We start from the raw sequence: 19,089 nt of genomic DNA, 5'->3' as shown, positions 1-19,089 counted from the left end.
AGAATGAGTGTGACAGGAGAGACAGGTTTGAAACAGGAAGATACAGCTTTGCGCCAGAACCCCCATGCGGTGAAAGAGCAGCGGGAGAAGAATCTGGAAGTGGCCATCGGGCGGCAGGTGCGCGAGTTGCGCAAGCGCCAGAGGCTCACGGGGGCCGATCTGGCCGCGCAGACGGGGCTGTCTGTGGGGATGTTGTCCAAGATCGAGAACGGGGTGATCTCGCCCTCGCTCAATACCATCTCCGCGCTGGCCCATGCGTTGCGCGTGCCGTTGGTGCAGCTGTTCTCCGGCTATGAGGAAGAGCGCGGCTGTATGCATGTGAAAGCGGGCGAGGGGGTTGAGATCGAACGCGCAGGCACACGCGCGGGGCATCAATACAGCCTTCTGGGTCATATCGGGTCCAACAATTCCGGCGTTGTGGTGGAGCCCTATCTGATCACGCTCGACAGCACGTCGGACCGGTTTCCGGCGTTCCAGCATGAGGGGATCGAGATGCTCTATATGCTGGAGGGGCGGGTGAACTACCGCCACGGCGAACAGATTTACGAGTTGGAGCCTGGGGATTCGCTGTTGTTCGATTCGGATGCGCCGCACGGGCCGGAGGTGATTGTCGAGCTTCCGGCGAAATACCTGTCGATCATCACCTATCCGCAGGCGCGTTGAGGTGCGGCGATCTTTTCATTTCGCCTAATTTTGGGGCGAATCGCCGCTTTGCTCCGCGAGTCTGAGTAAAAAGCAGGCAGGTTTCCTGAGGGTAAGAACTTTTTCCAAATAGGATAAAAACTTTCTTGAAAGGAAATTAGGTTTCCCACTAGTGAGGTTGTGACGGCGCAAGACGCCGCTGAACACACCCACTATGGAGGAACCTATGTGTGGCATTGTTGGCCTCTTCCTGAAAAAGGATGAACTGCGCCCCCAGCTGGGCGATATGCTGACCGATATGCTTATCACCATGACCGACCGCGGCCCCGACAGTGCAGGGATCGCGATCTATGGTGAAGAAGCGGACGGTATGGTGAAAATCACGGTCCAGTCGGATACGCCCGACGCGGCCTTCGCCGATCTCGATGCCGCCGTATGTGCCGCCGTCGATGCGCCGGTGACGATCAAGGTGGTCGATACCCACGCGGTTCTGACCCTGCCTGAGGCGGTCGAGCAAGAGGCCATCGCCTATCTCGAAGAGAAGGGCCTGCGGATCATGGGCTCCGGCGCGACTATGGAAATCTACAAGGAAGTCGGCCTTCCCAAAGACGTGGCGGCCCGTTTCGGCCTGCGCGACATGGGCGGCTCCCACGGCATCGGCCACACCCGTATGGCGACCGAATCCGCTGTGACCACGATGGGGGCGCACCCGTTCTCCACCGCCGACGACCAGTGCCTCGTGCACAACGGCTCGCTGTCGAACCACAACCAGATGCGCCGCAAACTCGCCAAGAAAGGCGTGTTCACCCGCTCCGAGAACGACACCGAAGTGGGCGCGGCCTATATCTCCTCGCGCATTGCCGAAGGGGCCTCTCTGGGCGAAGCGCTTGAAGGCACGATCAAGGATCTCGACGGGTTCTTCACCTTTGTGACGGGCACCAAGAACGGCTTTGGCGTCGTGCGCGACCCGATTGCCTGCAAACCCGCCGTGATGGCCGAGACCGACGACTATGTCGCCTTTGCCTCCGAATACCGGGCCTTCGCAGACCTTCCGGGCATCGAAGCAGCCCGCGTCTGGGAACCGGAACCCGCAACTGTCTATTTCTGGGAGCGATGATCCAATGACCACGACACTTGATAAAACAGTGCTCGATATGACCGCCATGGAACTCCGTGAGGTCAACACCACGCTTCAGGCCGCCGCCAAGGCACAGGCCAATGCAGCGTTTGAAATCATCAACCCGCGCGGCTCCCATGCGATGGCCTGCGGTCTTGACGGTCCGCTCGATGTGACGATCAAGGGCTCCACCGGCTACTACTGCGCCGGTATGAACAAGGACGCCACCGTCACCGTCGAAGGCTCCGCCGGTCCGGGTGTTGCCGAAAACATGATGTCCGGTGTCGTCACGATCGAAGGCGATGCCTCGCAATATGCGGGCGCGACCGGTCATGGCGGGCTTTTGAACATCAAGGGCAATGCCTCCTCGCGCTGTGGCATCTCGATGAAAGGCATCGACATTGTCGTGCATGGCAACATCGGCCACATGTCCGCCTTCATGGCGCAATCGGGCAATCTGGTTGTGCTGGGCGATGCCGGTGATGCGCTGGGCGACAGTCTCTATGAGGCACGCCTCTTTGTGCGCGGCAATGTGAAATCTCTGGGTGCCGACTGCATCAAGAAAGAGATGCGCCCCGAGCATATCGAGATCCTCAAGGAGCTTCTCGAAAAGGCCGGAGCCGACGCCAAGCCCGAAGAGTTCACGCGCTACGGTTCTGCCCGCAAGCTCTACAATTTCAACATTGATCACGCCGACGAATACTGAGGAGCGCGAGATGGACAAGACACCACAAACCGAACCGCGTCAGAGCTGGACCTTCTCCAACTCCGTCAACTCGGAAATCCGTCGTGCGGCCGACACCGGCATCTACGACATTCGCGGGGGTGGCGCGAAACGCCGCGTGCCCCATTTCGACGACCTTCTGTTTCTGGGCGCGTCCATGTCGCGCTATCCGCTCGAAGGCTATCGCGAGAAATGTGACACCTCCGTTCTGCTGGGCACCCGATTCGCGAAAAAGCCCATCGAGCTGAAAATCCCGATCACCATTGCGGGCATGTCCTTCGGGGCGCTTTCCGGTCACGCCAAAGAGGCCCTTGGCCGCGGTGCGACGATGGCGGGCACCTCCACGACCACGGGTGACGGCGGCATGACCGAAGAGGAACGCGGCCATTCCGAGAAACTCGTCTACCAATACCTGCCGTCGCGCTACGGGATGAACCCCGACGATCTGCGCCGTGCGGATGCGATTGAAATCGTGGTTGGCCAGGGCGCGAAACCCGGCGGTGGCGGGATGCTTCTGGGCCAGAAAATCACCGAACGGGTCGCGGGTATGCGCAACCTTCCGGTGGGGATCGACCAGCGCTCTGCCTGTCGCCACCCCGACTGGACCGGACCGGATGATCTGGAAATCAAAATCCTCGAAATCCGCGAGATCACCAACTGGGAAAAACCGATCTACATCAAGATCGGTGGCGCACGGCCCTATTATGACGTGGCGCTTGCCTGTAAGGCGGGGGCGGATGTGATCGTCCTCGACGGGATGCAAGGCGGCACCGCGGCCACGCAGGACGTGTTCATCGAACATGTCGGCCAGCCGACACTGGCCTGTATCCGTCCGGCGGTTCAGGCGCTTCAGGATCTGGGCCTGCACCGCGAAGTGCAGCTTGTCGTCTCCGGCGGCATCCGCAACGGGGCGGATGTGGCCAAGGCGCTTGCGCTGGGTGCGGATGCTGTGGCCATCGGCACGGCGGCTCTGGTGGCGCTGGGCGACAACGACCCGAAATGGGAGGCCGAGTATAACAAGCTGGGCACCACGGCGGGCGCCTATGACGACTGGCACGAAGGCCGCGATCCGGCGGGGATCACCACGCAGGATGTGGAACTCATGAAACGTCTCGATCCGGAAGTGGCGGGCCGCAAGCTGCGCAACTACCTCAACGTGATGACACTGGAGTGCCAAACCCTAGCGCGCGCCTGTGGTCACAATCACGTCCACAACCTCGAGCCGGAAGACCTCTGCGCCCTGACGATGGAAGCGGCGGCTATGGCACAGGTGCCGCTCGCGGGCACCAACTGGTATCCGGGCAAGCCGGGCTTTTGATCTAGAGGGGCCTTCGGGCCCTTCTTTCGTAAAAGACAGACAACAGGGATTAAAAGATGAGCAAACTTGCAAAATTCGCCGAGGAAAAAGGCGTAAAATATTTTATGGTGTCCTACACCGATCTCTTCGGCGGGCAGCGTGCCAAGCTGGTGCCTGCGCAAGCGATTGCGGATATGGAAGAAGACGGCGCGGGCTTTGCGGGCTTTGCCACATGGCTGGACCTGACGCCTGCGCACCCCGATATGCTGGCCGTGCCGGACCCTGACGCGGTGATTCAACTGCCGTGGAAACGCGATGTGGCATGGGTGCCCGCCGACTGTGTGATGGAAGGCCAGCCCGTCGAGCAGGCCCCGCGCAATGTGCTCAAGAAACTGGTCAAGGAAGCCGCCGAGACCGGCCTGCGCGTCAAGACGGGGATCGAAGCGGAATTCTTTTTGCTGACGCCGGACGGAGAGAAAATCTCCGACCCGTTCGATACGGCGGAAAAGCCCTGTTACGACCAGCAGGCGGTGATGCGCCGCTATGATGTGATTGCCGAGATTTGCGATTACATGCTGGAGCTGGGCTGGGGCCCGTATCAGAACGACCACGAGGATGCGAACGGCCAGTTCGAGATGAACTGGGAATTCGACGATGCGCTGGTGACAGCGGACCGCCATTCCTTCTTCAAATTCATGGTCAAATCCGTGGCCGAGAAACACGGGCTGCGCGCGACCTTTATGCCCAAACCCATCGAGGGTCTGACCGGCAACGGCTGTCACGCGCATATCTCGGTGTGGGATCTCGACGGCAAGACCAACGCCTTTGCCGGCAATGCCGGTGGCCAGATCGGTGAGGTGGGTCTGTCCGAACAGGGCGGGTTCTTCCTTGGCGGCATCATGAAACATGCCGAAGCTCTGGCGGCGATCACCAACCCGACGGTGAACTCCTACAAGCGCATCAACGCGCCGCGCACCATGTCGGGGGCCACTTGGGCGCCGAACACGGTGACGTGGACGGGCAACAACCGCACACACATGGTGCGCGTTCCGGGGCCGGGCCGCTTTGAATTGCGCCTGCCGGACGGGGCGGTGAACCCCTATCTGTTGCAAGCGGTCATCATCGCCGCCGGTCTGTCGGGTATCCGCTCCAAAGCAGATCCGGGCCCGCGCTATGACATTGATATGTATGCCGAAGGTCACAAGATCGAAGGCGCGCCGAAACTGCCGCTCAACATGCTCGATGCGATCCGTGCCTATGATGCCGACCCTGAGTTGAAATCCATGCTGGGCGACGATTTCTCGGCCTCTTTCATCAAGATGAAGCATCAGGAATGGAATGCTTTCGTGTCGCATTTCTCGCGGTGGGAGAAAGATAACACGCTCGACATCTGAGTGCGAAATTCCCTGAGTGAGGGTTTCCCCGCCTTCACTGTCCCTGAGGGCCCGGTTTACGCCGGGCCTTCTTTTTTGCGTAAGGCTGAGGGGGCCATGCCGAAGGCTTTGCGGAAGGCATCCGAGAAATGCGCCTGAGAGGAAAACCCCGCCATCTGCGCGATTTCGGCCAGAGGGATGCGGGTCGTCTCGATCAGTTCCTTGCCGGTTTCCAGACGGATGCGGCGGTATTCCTCCATCACCGAACGGCCCGTGGTCTCGCGGAACTGGCGTTGCAACTGGCGGGTGGAGAGGCCGGAGAGCGCGGCGATCTGGTCCTGTCCCAGAGGATCGGCGATATGCGATTGCATCAATTCCAAGGCCGCGGCGACCCCGTCGGGCAGGGGGCCATAGCGTGCGGCAAAGGAACTGCGCTGGGGCGCTTCGGCGGCGCGGACCTCGGTCTGGATGAACCAGTCGGAAATCTTCTGCGCAAACCCCGTGCCGTGGTCGCGTGCGATGATGGCATGCATCATGTCCAAGGGCGCTGATCCCCCCGCGCAGGTGTAACGGTCGCGGTCGATGACAAAGAGCTTGCGCTCCAAAAGCCAGTCGCCGGGCAGGGTCTCGAAATCGTCGTAATGGTGCCAGTGGACGGTGAACCGCCGGTTCTCCAGCAGCCCCGCTTTGGCCAGAACCACCGCCCCGCCGGAGATGCCGCCAAGCGCCACGCCGTTGCGGTCGGCCTGTCTGAGCCACGCGAAAAGAGCGGGGTCGGTGATGCGCGCAGGCGTGCCGCCCGCGACCACGAACAGCACATCATACAGCGGCATCGCATCCTGAAACGGGCGCGTCTGGAAGCTGGCCCCGACGGAGGATCGGGCCTCTGTGCCGGTGGCGGAGAGCAGGGTGATGTCATAGCGCAGGGTGGGCGAAAACAGGTTCGCCGCGCGCAGCGGTTCGAGGGCCGAGGCGGTCGACAGAAGCGCATATCCGTCGAGCAGGAGAAAGGCGATTCGGCGCATGGGCACACTCCGGCAGGTTTTTGGACATCATGTCCTGATAAAGAAACTATATGACCTTATGATGGAAGAACAGCGCCAAAATCACCGCTAGAACAAAGGTGTGATGAAGGAGCGCATCTATGAAATTCTCAGGTTTCAAAGTCGTGAAAGAGGCCCTGACCGGGCATAAGGGTTGGACGCCTCTGTGGCGCAATCCGGAGCCGAAACCCGCCTATGACATCGTGATTGTCGGCGGCGGCGGACATGGGCTTGCGGCGGCCTATTACCTTGCCAAGACCTTTGGCAAACTGAACATCGCCGTGTTGGAAAAGGGCTGGATCGGGTCCGGCAATGCGGGTCGGAACACAACGATCATCCGCTCCAACTACCTGTTGCCGGGCAACCAGCCCTTCTACGAGTTCTCGATGAAGCTCTGGGAAAATCTGGAACAGGACACGAATTTCAACTCGATGGTGTCCCAGCGGAGCATTATCAACCTGATCCATTCGGACGGGCAGCGCGATGCCTTCCGCCGTCGTGGCAATGCGATGATGATCTCGGACGCAGGTGCGCGGCTGTTGAGCCGGGAACAGCTCAAGGACATGGTGCCCTTCCTGAATTTCGACAATGCGCGGTTCCCGATCAAGGGCGGGCTGATGCAGACCCGTGCGGGCACGGCGCGGCACGATGGTGTGGTCTGGGGCTATGCGCGTGGCGCGGATATGCGCGGCGTGGACATTATCCAGAATTGCGAAGTCACCGGCTTCAAGATCGAAGACGGGCGTGTGCTCGGGCTGGAAACCTCGCGCGGCTTTATCGGGGCGAAAAAGGTCGGCGTCTCTGTCGCGGGCTCTTCAAGCCGTGTCATGGCCAAGGCGGGGATGCGCCTGCCGATTGAAAGCCATGTGCTACAGGCCTTTGTCACCGAAGGGCTGAAACCCACTATTCCGGGCGTCATCACCTTTGGCGCGGGGCATTTCTATGTCAGCCAGTCCGACAAGGGCGGGCTTGTATTCGGTGGCGATATTGACGGCTACAATTCCTACGCACAGCGCGGCAATCTGCCGGTGGTCGAGGATGTGGTCGAAGGCGGCATGGCGCTCATGCCGATGATCGGGCGCGCGCGACTATTGCGCGGTTGGGGCGGTCTGCTGGATATGTCCATGGACGGCTCTCCGATCATCGACAAGACCCATATCGACGGGCTCTATCTCAACGCGGGCTGGTGTTACGGCGGGTTCAAGGCCACGCCGGCCTCCGGCTATGCCTTTGCGCATTTGCTGGCGACAGACACCCCGCACGAGACCGCGACCGCCTTCCGCATGGATCGCTTCAACCGCGGTTATGTCATTGACGAAAAGGGCGTTGGCGCCCAACCCAATTTGCACTGAGGTAGAGAGCTATGTTGATCCCTCATCCCCTTCTCGGCCTGCGCGACAGTCAGGAATTTACCTATCTGGGCGACGCGGCGCTGATGAACCGGCCCGATCCTGCCACCCCTGACGCCGAAGCGGTGTTTTGCGACTATGTTTTCCTGCGGGACAATCCGGCGGGCGTGCATCGTGAACTGTGGTTCCACGAGCAGGGCGACCGGAGCTGGCTTGTCGTCACGCGCGACACCACGACCCATGAAATCCTCGGTGCCGAACTTGCCTCCGATGTGAAAGGAGCTGCCAAATGACCCGTCTCACAGGTGGTCTCGTTGACCGGTCCAAACCGCTGAATTTCACCTTCAACGGCAAATCCTTCAAAGGTTTCGAGGGCGACACGCTGGCCTCGGCCCTGCTGGCCAATGGCGTGCAGCTTATGGGGCGCAGTTTCAAATACCACCGCCCGCGCGGGGTGTTTGCCGCAGGGTCCGAAGAGCCCAACGCTATGGTCGAATTGCGCACCGGCGCGCGGCAGGAGCCGAACACACGGGCCACAGTGACCGAGCTTTTCGACGGTCTCACGGCGCGCTCGCAAAACCATATGGGGCCGCTGGAGCGCGACCTTCTGGCGGTTAATGACGTGCTCTCGCCTTTCTTTGCGGCGGGGTTCTATTACAAGACCTTCATGTGGCCGAAAGCCTTCTGGGAAAAGCTCTACGAGCCTGCGATCCGCAAGGCGGCGGGGCTTGGGTCGCTGTCGATGCTGCCCGATCCCGATGATTACGACAAAGGTTTCCTGCATTGCGATCTCCTGGTCGTAGGCGGCGGGGCTGCGGGGTTGTCGGCGGCGCTGACCGCGGGTCGCGCAGGGGCCGAGGTCGTTCTCGCCGATGAGGATTTCGCGCTTGGCGGGCGGCTTTTGATGGAAAGCGACCTGCTGGACGAGGCGGAGGCCACTGCATGGATTGCGGCGGTGAAGGCCGAGCTTGAGAGCCTGCCCAATGTGCGCATCATGACCCGCACCACGGTGTTCGGCGTCTATGATCACGGCATTTTCGGCGCGGTGGAGCGGGTGTCGGATCACCTGCCCACACCGGGCGACAATGTGCGCCAGACCCTGTGGCGGATCACCGCGAAACGGACCGTGCTGGCGGCAGGGGCCACAGAGCGGCATATTCCCTTTGCCGACAATGACCGCCCCGGCGTGATGCTGGCCGGTGCGATGCGGGCCTATGCGAACCGCTGGGCGGCCAGTCCGGTCAAACAAGGCAGTGACGCGATTGCGATTTTCACCAATGGCGATGACGGGCACCGCACGGCGATGGACCTGATGGCCAAAGGCGCGAAGGTGCTGGGCGTGATTGATGCCCGCGCGGACGCCAAAGCCTTTGGCGATTACGAGCTGTTCGCAGGGGCGACGGTCACAGGCACCAAGGGGCGTCTGGGCCTGAGCGCTATCGAGATCACCCGTGGCGGCCAGTCGCAATGGCATTCCGTGGGCGCTCTGGGTGTGGCTGGCGGCTGGAACCCGAATGTGCATCTGTCGTCCCATCATCGCGGGCGTCCGGTCTGGGACGAGCGGCTTCTGGCCTTTGTGCCAAGCCCCGACGGGCCGAAAGGTCTCATCCCTGCCGGTGCGGCAGCGGGCAAGGGCGGCACGGCCGAGGCGTTGCAGGACGGTATGGCTGCGGCAATCAGGGCTTTGGCCGAGCTGGAGATCACAGCCGCCGAGCTTCCCCTGCCGAAAGCTGAAAATGCCTCTGCGGAACAGGCGGCCTTCTGGCATGTTCCGGGGACAAAGCGGGCCACGAGAAAAAGGGCATGGGTGGATTTCCAGAACGATGTGACCGTGAAGGACATCGCGCTGGCGCATAAGGAAAATATGAAGCCGGTCGAGCATCTGAAACGCTGGACCACGCTGGGTATGGCCACGGATCAGGGCAAGACCTCGAACATTTCCGCGCTGGCGGTGATGGCCGAACTGACCGGCAAATCCATCCCCGAGACAGGCACGACGATCTTTCGTCCGCCTTACACGGGGGTTTCCCTGTCGGTGTTGGGCGGCGGTGATACGGGGCCTCTCTTCCGCCCGCGCCGTCTGACACCGACGCATTATTGGGCCGAGGCGCAGGGCGCTGAATTTGTCGAAGTGGGCCAATGGATGCGGGCACAATATTTCCCGCAAAAAGGCGAGACCACATGGCGCGAGACCGTGGACCGCGAAGTGCTGGCCGTGCGCTCCGGTGTGGGGTTGTGCGATGTGACCACACTGGGCAAGGTCGATGTGCAGGGCGCGGACGCGGGCGAGTTTCTCAACCGTATCTATGCCAACATGATGGGCACGCTGAAAGTCGGCAAGGTTCGCTATGGCCTCATGCTGCGCGAGGACGGTCACGCCTATGACGATGGCACCTGTGCGCGGCTGGGTGAGGATCACTATGTGGTCACGACGACCACTGCCAATGCGGGTCTGGTCTATCGCCAGATGGAATTTGCCCGTCAATGCCTCTGGCCGGAGCTTGACGTGCAGTTGATCTCCACCACCGACGCATGGGCGCAGATTGCCGTGGCCGGTCCGAAGTCGCGCGAACTTCTGTCGCGGCTCGTGGACGGGTTCGATATGTCGAACGAGGCCTTCCCCTTTATGGGCTGTGCCGAGTTGACCATCTGCGGCGGGTTGCGGGCGCGACTGTTCCGTATCTCGTTTTCCGGTGAACTGGCCTATGAGATCGCCGTGCCTGCCCGTTTTGGTCAGGCGCTGATGGAGCGGCTGATGGAGAAGGGCGCGGATCTGGGCGTGACCCCTTACGGGACGGAGGCGCTGGGCGTGCTGCGGATCGAGAAGGGCCACGCGGCAGGGGCCGAACTCAACGGCCAGACCACGGCGCAGATGTTGGGTCTGGGCAAGATGGTTTCCGCCAAGAAAGACAGTATCGGCGCGGTGATGTCGCGGCGCGAGGGCCTTGCGGCGGACACGCGGCGGCTTGTGGGCTTCAAATCCGTGGAGCCGCAGACACAGGCCATGGCCGGTTCGCATCTCTTCACAGAAGGGGCGGCGCAGACGATGGACACCGATCAGGGTTGGCTCACCTCGTCGTGCTACTCGCCGCATCTGGAAAGCTATATCGCGCTCGGCTTCCTTGAGAATGGCGATACGCGTCTGGGCGAAGTGCTGGTCGCGGCCAACCCGCTCGAAGGGCAGGCCGTGAAGGTCGAGGTGGTCTCTGCCCATTTTGTTGATCCCGAAGGAGGACGTCTCCGTGATTGATCTTGTGACTGATTTAACCCCGATCTGTGCGCTTGGCGGCACGGTGGCCCGTATCGAGACCTTTGGCGGTCTGACGATTAAGGAAGATTCGGAGCTTGGTCTGGCCTCGCTGGCCTTGCGCAAGGGCCAGAGCGCGCCGCAGCCTTTTGGTTTGACGCTGCCCGATGTGGGGCAGGCCGTATCGAAAGGCAGCTATGGCGCTTTCTGGACCGGACGTGACCAGTGGATGATCGAAGGACAGGGGCAGGGCGCGACTGATTTCGCCGCAGCTGTCAGGGCCGAAGCCTCTGACGCCACTGTGACGGAACAGACCGACGGGTTCACCGCCTTTGAAATCACCTCAGCACACGGGCCCGCTCCGATCGAGGCGCTGATGCGCAAGCTCGTCAACATCGACCCGAAGGCCTTGGGCGCGGGGCAGACCACACGCACGGGGCTGGAACATATGACGGTCTTTCTGATACGCCGCGCCGACGACCGGCTGGCCGTGATCGGGATGCGCACATTGGCGGGGTCGCTGTGGCATGCCTTGGCCGTGGCTGCGCGCCGCCTTGAAGATTGAGTTGGAGAAAAGCATGACTGCACAAATCATTGACGGGAAGGCCTTTGCCGCCACCGTTCGCGAAAAGGTTGCCGCCCATGTGGCGCGTCTGAAAGAGGTTCACGGGATCACCCCCGGACTGGCCGTGGTGCTGGTGGGGGAAGACCCTGCAAGTCAGGTCTATGTGCGCAACAAGGGCAAGCAGACCGTGGAATGTGGCATGAACTCTTACGAGCATAAACTGCCCGCAGAGACGTCAGAAGCCGATCTTCTTGCACTTATCGAACAACTGAATGCCGATCCTGAAGTGCATGGCATCCTCGTGCAACTGCCTTTGCCGGACCATCTCGACAGTGATCTGGTGATCAATGCCATCGCGCCTGAAAAAGATGTGGACGGGTTCCATATCTCCAATGTCGGTCTGCTGGCGACGGGGCAGAAAAGCATGGTGCCTTGCACGCCGCTGGGCTGTCTCATGATGCTGCGCGATCACCTCGGCAGCCTCTCCGGTCTCAATGCCGTGGTTGTGGGGCGCTCGAACATTGTCGGCAAACCGATGGCACAATTGTTGCTGCGGGACAGCTGCACCGTGACCATCGCGCATTCGCGCACCAAGGACATCGAAGAGGTCTGCCGCCGCGCCGATATTCTGGTTGCCGCCGTGGGGCGCCCCGAGATGGTCACTGGCGACTGGGTCAAGCCCGGCGCGACCGTGATCGACGTGGGTATCAACCGGATCGACGCGCCGGAAAAAGGTCTGCGCGAGGATGGCACCGTGAAAACCAAACTCGTGGGGGATGTCGAATTTGACAGCGCCAAGGAGGTTGCCGGTGCGATCACGCCGGTGCCCGGTGGTGTCGGTCCGATGACCATTGCCTGTCTTCTGGCCAATACGGTGACGGCAGCCTGCCGCGCCAACGGTCTTCCCGAGCCCGAAGGGCTCACCGCTTAATCAACGATAAAAACACTAGAAAACAATACCAACATCGAGGGCGCGCTTCAGGGGAGCGCCTTGCATCTGGAGAACAAGATGACGAAATATTGCCTCACCGTGACCTGCGCGACCCAGCGCGGGATCGTCGCCGCCATCGCCACCTTCCTCGCGGAGCACGGGTGTAACATCACCGACAGTTCGCAGTTCGACGACTCGGACACGGGCCATTTTTTCATGCGGATCAGCTTTGAGTCGCAGGAAAACGCGGATCAGGCTGCGCTTGAAGACGCTTTCGCCCCCATCGCCAAAGACTTCGGCATGACCTACGCCTTCCACGACGAGAGCGTGAAGATGAAAGTGGTCATCATGGTCTCGCGTTTCGGCCATTGTCTGAACGACCTGCTCTACCGTGTGCGCATTGGTGCGCTGCCGGTCGAGATCGTGGCGGTGATCTCGAATCACATGGATTATCAGAAGGTTGTGGTGAATAACGACATCCCCTTCCACTGCATCAAAGTGACCAAGGAGAACAAGCCCGAAGCCGAAGCCGCGATCATGAAAGTGGTCGAGGATTCAGGTGCCGAGCTGATCGTTCTGGCGCGCTACATGCAGATCCTGTCGGACGAGATGTGCCAGAAAATGTCGGGTCGGATCATCAACATCCACCACTCGTTCCTGCCCTCGTTCAAAGGCGCGAACCCCTACAAACAGGCCTATGCGCGAGGCGTGAAGCTGATCGGGGCAACCTCTCACTATGTGACCGCCGATCTGGATGAGGGTCCGATCATCGAACAGGACACCGTCCGCGTCACCCATGCGCAAAGTCCGGAAGATTACGTCTCTCTGGGTCGTGACGTGGAAAGTCAGGTGCTTGCCCGCGCCATCCACGCCCACGCCAATCACCGCGTGTTCCTGAACGGCAACAAGACGGTGGTCTTCCAGGCATCGCCGGGCAGCTATAGCTCGGAAAGAATGGGGTGAGAACCGGTCCGGCTTTGCCGGATTTAAAGGTCCAGTGGACCTTTGAAAGGTTCGAACGCCCGAGCACACTTGCGAGGGCTGGGTCTTGCCGCCGCACACTTGCGGGCGCAGGGTAAACGTCCTCGTAGACCAGCGAAGGCCGGATAAAGCCTTCCAAACACCAATATTCCCAAGAGGCGTGGTTTTTCCGCGCCTCTTTTGCGTCTGTGACCGCATCGCTCTGGACCAATTCTCCAAAATTGGTCTAATAGGCGGAGACCTCACAGGATTAATCCCTTGCCCAACGCTTCCCTGCCTCCTTCTCCGACCTCGCTTCCCGGTGCGACCGTGAAATATGTGATCGAGACGCTGACCACGCGGATCGTGACGCAGGAATATGCTACCGAAGAACGGCTCCCCTCCGAGCGTCAGCTGGCGCAGGAGCTTGGCGTGGCACGCAATACCGTGCGCGAGGCGCTGGACCAGTTGGAAACGCGCGGGATGATCCGGCGGCGGGCAGGGTCGGGCTCTTTCGTGACCTATAATCCGGACGGGGCAGGGGCGGCGCTATCGCCTGTGGCCTCGGAGACGGGGCCGCTGCAATTGCAGGTGATGCGCGGGATTTTAGAGCCTGAAATGGTGCGGTTGGCCATCGTCAACATGTCGCCGAAACAGATCGAGGCGCTCTCTGTCGTGCTCTCGAAGATGGAAGCGGTGCAGGCGGATGCGACCGCCTTTGTCACGCTGGAAGAAGAGTTCCACCGGCTGATTGCGGAGGGCACGGGCAATCCGCTTTTGATTGCGTGCTACAATCTGGTGCTGGACGCGCGGCGGCAATCGTTTCGTGCGGCCATGTATCGCCGCCACCTGACGCCTGCGCGGATCGAGATATACCAGCGCGGCTATAACGGGCTGTTCAACGCCATCGCGGCGCGGGACATTGAGGAGGCTTCCGAGTTCATGAAACTCGCGTTGATTGAAGACCAGCGCCTGTTGCTTCAGGAAGACTGACCTTCGCAGGGCAAATTGGTTGGGCCAATTTCCGGACTGTCTCTTGCGCCCTACGTCTCTCACATGATCCAGTTTTCAGGTCCAAGACCTCGCCGCGAATCTGTCTAAACGGAGGCGCGGGGGCTGTGCGGCACCATATCCAGCGTGAATGTGCCCTGTCATCGCTGTGTTTCTCAGGTTTTCGGGGTTCGCGCGTCGCTTATAATTTCATCATGGGGCGATCATGTAGTGGTCGTTTGACCTAAAAAGTGGCGTCCGCAGGGTGAAGCTAAATTCCTGACAGGAAAAAAGTTTGACCGGTGGTGATCCGCACCCCCTCATGAAAGGCACTGAGTGAGCCAGTTCGCACAATTGGTATAAACCAAATCTGGCTTGGAATTTAGGTCACGTTCACAGGACAGGGAGAACGACTTGGAACAGGATCTTGCATCCTTGGCTGCCGCGGTTGCGGAGCTACAGGGGAATCACGCCGCGACAAACGGTACATTTTCCGAGACTTTCTACTATCTGACGATCCCGCTCATGGTGCTGATCCATGCCGGGTTCCTCGCATATGAAATGGGGGCATCGCGCTCGAAGAACGCGTTGGCCTCGGGCATCAAGAACATCCTCGCCTTCGCGATGATCGTGCCTTTCTTCTACTTTATCGGCTGGTGGATTTACTGGGCCTTCCCGACAGGTCTGACGCTGTCCGAAGGGGCCATGGGCATCTCCGGTCTGGCCTATGCCAATGACGTTGCTCTGCCGTGGAGCCAGTATATGGGCCCGAACCTCGATGACCGCGCATCCGGCGTGTTCTGGGGGGCCTTCGTGCTGTTCGCGGCGACCACGGCCTCTATCATGTCAGGCGGTGTGATCGAGAGGATCAAGCTCACGGGCTTTGTTGTTCTGGCCATTGTTCTTGGCTCTTTCGTCTGGATTCTGGCAGGCGCATGGGGCTGGCATGCAGATGGCTGGCTGGTTACCAAGTTCGGCTATCATGACTTCGGTGCCGCAGGTGTTGTGCATATGATCGCGGGTTTCTTTACCCTTGGTGTGCTCATCAATCTCGGGCCGCGGATCGGCAAGTTCAACGCGGACGGCTCGGCCAACAACATTCCGGGTCACTCCATGCCGATGACGCTCATCGGTCTGATGCTGATCATCGCCGGTTTCTGGGGCTTTCTCATGGGCTGTGTGATTGTTCCGGGTGAAGCCTGGTCCTGGGGTAACGAGATCGAAGCCACGATCTACGGCACGCCCATGACGATCTCCGGCATGACCTTCAACACGTTGATGGCCTTTGCAGGCGGTATCATCGGCGCATGGATGGTGACACGCGATCCGTTCTGGATGATGTCCGGCGCTCTGGGCGGGATCATCTCGGCTGCTGCCGGTCTGGATCTCTGGTATCCGCCCATGGCCTTTGCCATCGGCTTTATCGGGGCCTGCATGATGCCCTATGTGGCCTCTTTCATCGAGCGTCGTGGCGTCGATGATGCGGTTGGTGCCTTTGCTGTGCACGGGTTCCTCGGCATGTGGGGTCTCATCTCGGTGGGTATCGCGGCCCAAGGTTATCCGGCGCTGTTCGGTGAAGATGTCATCGAGACCTCTTTCCTCGGCCAGCTTGTCGGTGCCATCACGATGGGTCTTCTGGGCTTTGTTCCGGGCTATGTGGTCTCTTACCTGCTGAAAGTCACCGGACAGCTTCGCGTCCCGAAAGAAGCAGAGATCATGGGTCTCGACGCGGTCAAAGTGCCTGCCGATGCCTATCCCGAATCCCTTCATCCCTCGGTCAGCCCGGCTGAGTGATCCCTCGAAAAGGAAAGGACTATCAATATGGAAGCTCCATTTGACGCAACATCCTGGGACGGCATCACCGGCGCGATCTACGCTGGCTACGGTTCCGTCGAAGGTCTCTGGCTCCTGCTGGTTCTGGCCATGGTCGTCACCGCGATCGTGTTTGGCTGGAAACATGAAGAGCACGCCTACAAGGCGACCGAGAAGAAAGACTGATCTCACGAGATAGGGGTTTACCCCTTTCCCTGAACCGGCGGCGCCCCCGCCGCCGGTTTTCCTAAAACGCAAAAGAATACGACCCTAAGGACAAGACAATGATCACATCATGGAGATTTTCCGCTCTGGCAGACCGGCACCGCGCGCTTGGCTCTGATCTGGAGGACTGGAGCGGTATGGGCACGGCCTGGAGCTATGACAAGGATCAGACGGAGGAATATCTGGCGATCCGCACCAAGGCGGGTGTCATGGATGTCTCGGGGCTGAAGAAAGTCTATGTCGTCGGCCCTCATGCGCAATATGTGCTCGACAAGGCTACGACCCGTAATATCGAAAAGCTGAAACCCGGCCGTTCGACCTATGCCACCATGCTCAATGACGCTGGCAAGTTCGTGGACGACTGTGTGATCTACCGCCTCGGGCCGCAGAATTTCATGGTTGTGCATGGTTCCGGCGCGGGTCACGAGCAGATGACCAAATATGCCGCCGGCCGCAATGTTGCGGTGATCTTTGACGATGACCTGCATGACATTTCTCTGCAAGGGCCGCTGGCCGTGGACTATCTGGAAAAGCATGTGCCGGGCATCCGTGACGTGGTCTATTTCAGCCATATCCAGACGACGCTCTTTGGCAAGCCGGTGATGATTTCCCGCACGGGCTACACAGGTGAGCGCGGCTACGAGATTTTCTGCCGCCGTCAGGATGCCGTGGAAATCTGGGACACAATCGTTGCGGAAGGCGAGGCGATGGGCATCATCCCGACGCGCTTCACCACGCTCGACTGGCTGCGTGCGGAGAGCTATCTTCTGTTCTTCCCCTATGACAATTCGGAAATGTATCCGTTCGAGAACGAAGGCCCCGGCGACACGCTTTGGGAACTGGGTCTCGATTTCACCGTATCCAAAGGCAAGACCGGTTTCCGTGGTGCCGAGGAGCATTACCGTTTGAAAGGCAAGGAGCGTTTCAAAATCTACGGTGTGAAACTCGAAGGCACAGAGCCCGCCGCCGAAGGCGCGCCTTTGCTCAAGGATGGCAAAGAGGTGGGTGTTGTGACCATCGGCATGTATTCGCCTTTGAACGAGCACAACGTGGGCATTGCCCGTATGCCGGTTGATTGCGCCGTGGAGGGCACGGAACTGACCGTGAAGAACCCCGATGGCGAGATCAAGGCCGTGGCACATCCGATGCCCTTCTATGACGTCGACAAGAAGCGACGCACCGCCAAGGGCTAACCCTCATAACGCACAAAGACTTATGAGGCGGGCACAGGTCGGTGCCCGCCTCCTGAGACCAACAGGATTTCGCTGGAAACACGCAATGCCGAACACTGAATTTACCCCTTCAATCCCGAGCAGGCCGACCTATACGGGGCTTGTCTCGCAAGGCGCGGCCCCCGCGATCATGGTCGCGGATGAGGCGGGCGCGGGTGCGCTTGCCGATCTGGCCGCCTCTGATGCCTCCGTCATGGACCATGCCTATGTGGTGTTGATCGGATGTGGCGTGGATGTGCTGCGCACTCCCGCCCCCGCTGCCGTGCATGAAGCACCGGATTTTGACGCCGCCACACCTGTCATCACGCAGCTTCTGGGCGAGGCGCGCATGGGCACGCAGCTTTATCTGGCCGGCTCCGAAGGGCTGATCGGCCATGTCAGTGCCATCGCTTTCGCCCAAGGTCTGCCGCTTGATGTCATCCAGAGCGAACATCGCGGCCCTATCGCGCGCCGGATGCAATGTGTGCATTGCAAGGGCATCACCGAGGATGTGACGACCGATCCCTTTACCTGTAGCCACTGCGGGCTGACGCTTTTCGTGCGGGACCATTTCTCCCGCCGTCTGGGCGTGTTCCAAGGGGTTTGCGTCGATGCGGAAACGCCGGGTGTGGTGCCTGAAACCGTGGAGATCCGCCCATGAAGCTTGCGTTGAAAGTCACCGAAGTCGAAACGCTTTCGCCGCTGGTCAAACGCTTCCGCTTTGAAGACCCGACAGGGGCGACGCTGCCGGTATTCTCGGGCGGGGCGCATATCACGGTGGAGATGCCGGAAGGCGATATCATCCGCCGCAATTCCTATTCCCTGATTTCCGATCCCTATGACGGGTCGGCCTATGAGATCGCCGTGCGGCGTGAGGATCAGGGGCGGGGCGGTTCGCTCTATATGCATACGAAAGTGTCGGAAGGTGATGAAATCACCGTTTCTACGCCATCAAACCTGTTCCAGCTTGATCTGCGCGCGCGCAAACATGTGTTGATCGGCGGCGGCATCGGCATCACGCCGTTTCTGTCGCAACTCAAGCAACTCGACATGGAGCAGAAACCCTACGAACTGCATTACGCCGCGCGCACGCGGGACGAGGCAGCGGGTCTGAAGCTTCTGCCCGAGTCGGCGCATATCCATGTGCATATCTCGGATGAAGGCGCGCGGATGGATCTGGGTGCTATTCTCGACGGGCAACCGCTGGGCACCCATGTCTACACCTGCGGCCCCGAAGGGCTAATTGAGGCTGTGGCCGATCAGGCGGCGCGTCTGAACTGGCCCGAAACGGCGGTGCATTCGGAAGCCTTCTCGGCCCCACCGCCGGGGGAACCCTTTGATGTCGTCGTGAAATCCACCGGCCAGAGCATCACGGTGAAAGCCGATCAAAGCCTTCTTGAGGCGCTGGAAGAGGCCAAGGTGGAGGTGGAGTATTCCTGCCGTGGCGGAGCCTGCGGGCGCTGTCAGACCAAGGTGACGGCCTGCGACGGGCGCATTTTGCACAATGATCACTGGCTCTCGGAAGACGAGCGTGCCGCACAACAAGACATCATGCCCTGCATGTCGCGTTTCAAAGGCACGCGGCTTGAACTGGACCTGTGAG

The 19,089-nt window shown here is 60.4% G+C and carries 18 protein-coding genes; 17 read left to right on the top strand and 1 reads right to left on the bottom strand.

All coding sequences use genetic code 11. The annotated features are described in order from the left end of the window. The first annotated feature begins 27 nt into the window (after positions 1 to 27). The 5 genes from KO492_RS16355 to glnT all read left to right on the top strand — a co-directional run bounded on the left by KO492_RS16355 (position 28) and on the right by glnT (position 5,174). Entirely contained in the window at positions 28 to 663 is a 636-nt protein-coding gene (locus tag KO492_RS16355) for a helix-turn-helix domain-containing protein (protein ID WP_252735554.1), read from the top strand. Between the two features lie 205 nt (positions 664 to 868). Beyond that, positions 869 to 1,759: a class II glutamine amidotransferase gene (locus KO492_RS16350; RefSeq protein WP_216045892.1), complete on the top strand. Its 891-nt coding sequence runs from the start codon at positions 869 to 871 to the stop codon at positions 1,757 to 1,759. A gap of 4 nt (positions 1,760 to 1,763) precedes the next feature. Beyond that, entirely contained in the window at positions 1,764 to 2,465 is a 702-nt protein-coding gene (locus KO492_RS16345) for a protein GlxC (protein WP_066599101.1), read from the top strand. A 10-nt stretch (positions 2,466 to 2,475) separates the two neighbouring features. Beyond that, entirely contained in the window at positions 2,476 to 3,801 is a 1,326-nt protein-coding gene (locus tag KO492_RS16340) for an FMN-binding glutamate synthase family protein (RefSeq protein ID WP_066599106.1), read from the top strand. 56 nt (positions 3,802 to 3,857) lie between these two features. Next, positions 3,858 to 5,174, top strand: coding sequence for a type III glutamate--ammonia ligase (gene glnT, locus KO492_RS16335; protein ID WP_216045891.1), 1,317 nt, complete (start codon positions 3,858 to 3,860; stop codon positions 5,172 to 5,174). Positions 5,175 to 5,230: 56 nt separating this feature from the next. Here the strand turns inward: glnT and KO492_RS16330 are convergent, their stop codons facing one another. Next, the gene (locus KO492_RS16330) at positions 5,231 to 6,178 is read right to left on the bottom strand and encodes a GlxA family transcriptional regulator (protein ID WP_216045890.1); all 948 of its coding nucleotides are present in this window, start codon (positions 6,176 to 6,178) and stop codon (positions 5,231 to 5,233) included. 119 nt (positions 6,179 to 6,297) lie between these two features. Here KO492_RS16330 and KO492_RS16325 point away from each other — a divergent pair, with 119 nt between their 5' ends. The 12 genes from KO492_RS16325 to KO492_RS16270 all read left to right on the top strand — a co-directional run bounded on the left by KO492_RS16325 (position 6,298) and on the right by KO492_RS16270 (position 19,088). After that, positions 6,298 to 7,548 (top strand): sarcosine oxidase subunit beta family protein, encoded by a 1,251-nt coding sequence (locus KO492_RS16325; RefSeq protein WP_216045889.1) that lies wholly within the window; start codon positions 6,298 to 6,300, stop codon positions 7,546 to 7,548. 11 nt (positions 7,549 to 7,559) lie between these two features. Then, on the top strand, positions 7,560 to 7,838 hold the full coding sequence (locus tag KO492_RS16320) for a sarcosine oxidase subunit delta (RefSeq protein WP_066599115.1): 279 nt from the start codon (positions 7,560 to 7,562) through the stop codon (positions 7,836 to 7,838). Further along, positions 7,835 to 10,795, top strand: coding sequence for a sarcosine oxidase subunit alpha family protein (locus KO492_RS16315; protein ID WP_216045888.1), 2,961 nt, complete (start codon positions 7,835 to 7,837; stop codon positions 10,793 to 10,795). The genes KO492_RS16320 and KO492_RS16315 overlap by 4 nt, the downstream gene beginning before the upstream one ends. After that, positions 10,788 to 11,357 carry a sarcosine oxidase subunit gamma gene (locus tag KO492_RS16310; protein WP_303578309.1) on the top strand — a complete coding sequence of 190 codons (570 nt, stop codon included), beginning with the start codon at positions 10,788 to 10,790 and terminating at the stop codon, positions 11,355 to 11,357. The genes KO492_RS16315 and KO492_RS16310 overlap by 8 nt, the downstream gene beginning before the upstream one ends. 13 nt (positions 11,358 to 11,370) lie before the next feature. Beyond that, entirely contained in the window at positions 11,371 to 12,288 is a 918-nt protein-coding gene (gene folD / locus KO492_RS16305) for a bifunctional methylenetetrahydrofolate dehydrogenase/methenyltetrahydrofolate cyclohydrolase FolD (protein WP_216045887.1), read from the top strand. 78 nt (positions 12,289 to 12,366) lie between these two features. After that, positions 12,367 to 13,251, top strand: a complete 885-nt coding sequence (purU, locus tag KO492_RS16300) for a formyltetrahydrofolate deformylase (RefSeq protein WP_216045886.1) — start codon at positions 12,367 to 12,369, stop codon at positions 13,249 to 13,251. 276 nt (positions 13,252 to 13,527) lie between these two features. Continuing rightward, positions 13,528 to 14,241: a FadR/GntR family transcriptional regulator gene (locus KO492_RS16295; RefSeq protein ID WP_216045885.1), complete on the top strand. Its 714-nt coding sequence runs from the start codon at positions 13,528 to 13,530 to the stop codon at positions 14,239 to 14,241. 411 nt (positions 14,242 to 14,652) lie between these two features. Next, the gene (locus KO492_RS16290) at positions 14,653 to 16,032 is read left to right on the top strand and encodes an ammonium transporter (protein ID WP_216045884.1); all 1,380 of its coding nucleotides are present in this window, start codon (positions 14,653 to 14,655) and stop codon (positions 16,030 to 16,032) included. Positions 16,033 to 16,059: 27 nt separating this feature from the next. Then, the gene (locus tag KO492_RS16285) at positions 16,060 to 16,236 is read left to right on the top strand and encodes a hypothetical protein (RefSeq protein WP_156444344.1); all 177 of its coding nucleotides are present in this window, start codon (positions 16,060 to 16,062) and stop codon (positions 16,234 to 16,236) included. A 98-nt stretch (positions 16,237 to 16,334) separates the two neighbouring features. Beyond that, positions 16,335 to 17,468 carry an aminomethyltransferase family protein gene (locus tag KO492_RS16280; protein ID WP_216045883.1) on the top strand — a complete coding sequence of 378 codons (1,134 nt, stop codon included), beginning with the start codon at positions 16,335 to 16,337 and terminating at the stop codon, positions 17,466 to 17,468. An 85-nt stretch (positions 17,469 to 17,553) separates the two neighbouring features. Further along, positions 17,554 to 18,147, top strand: a complete 594-nt coding sequence (locus KO492_RS16275) for a dimethylamine monooxygenase subunit DmmA family protein (protein WP_216045882.1) — start codon at positions 17,554 to 17,556, stop codon at positions 18,145 to 18,147. Continuing rightward, entirely contained in the window at positions 18,144 to 19,088 is a 945-nt protein-coding gene (locus KO492_RS16270; protein ID WP_216045881.1) for a PDR/VanB family oxidoreductase, read from the top strand. The genes KO492_RS16275 and KO492_RS16270 overlap by 4 nt, the downstream gene beginning before the upstream one ends. Position 19,089: the final 1 nt, after the last annotated feature.

Source organism: Celeribacter halophilus (assembly GCF_018860305.1).
In the GTDB taxonomy this organism is placed as follows: domain Bacteria; phylum Pseudomonadota; class Alphaproteobacteria; order Rhodobacterales; family Rhodobacteraceae; genus Celeribacter; species Celeribacter halophilus_A.
This window is presented reverse-complemented; position numbering and strand designations above follow the sequence as displayed.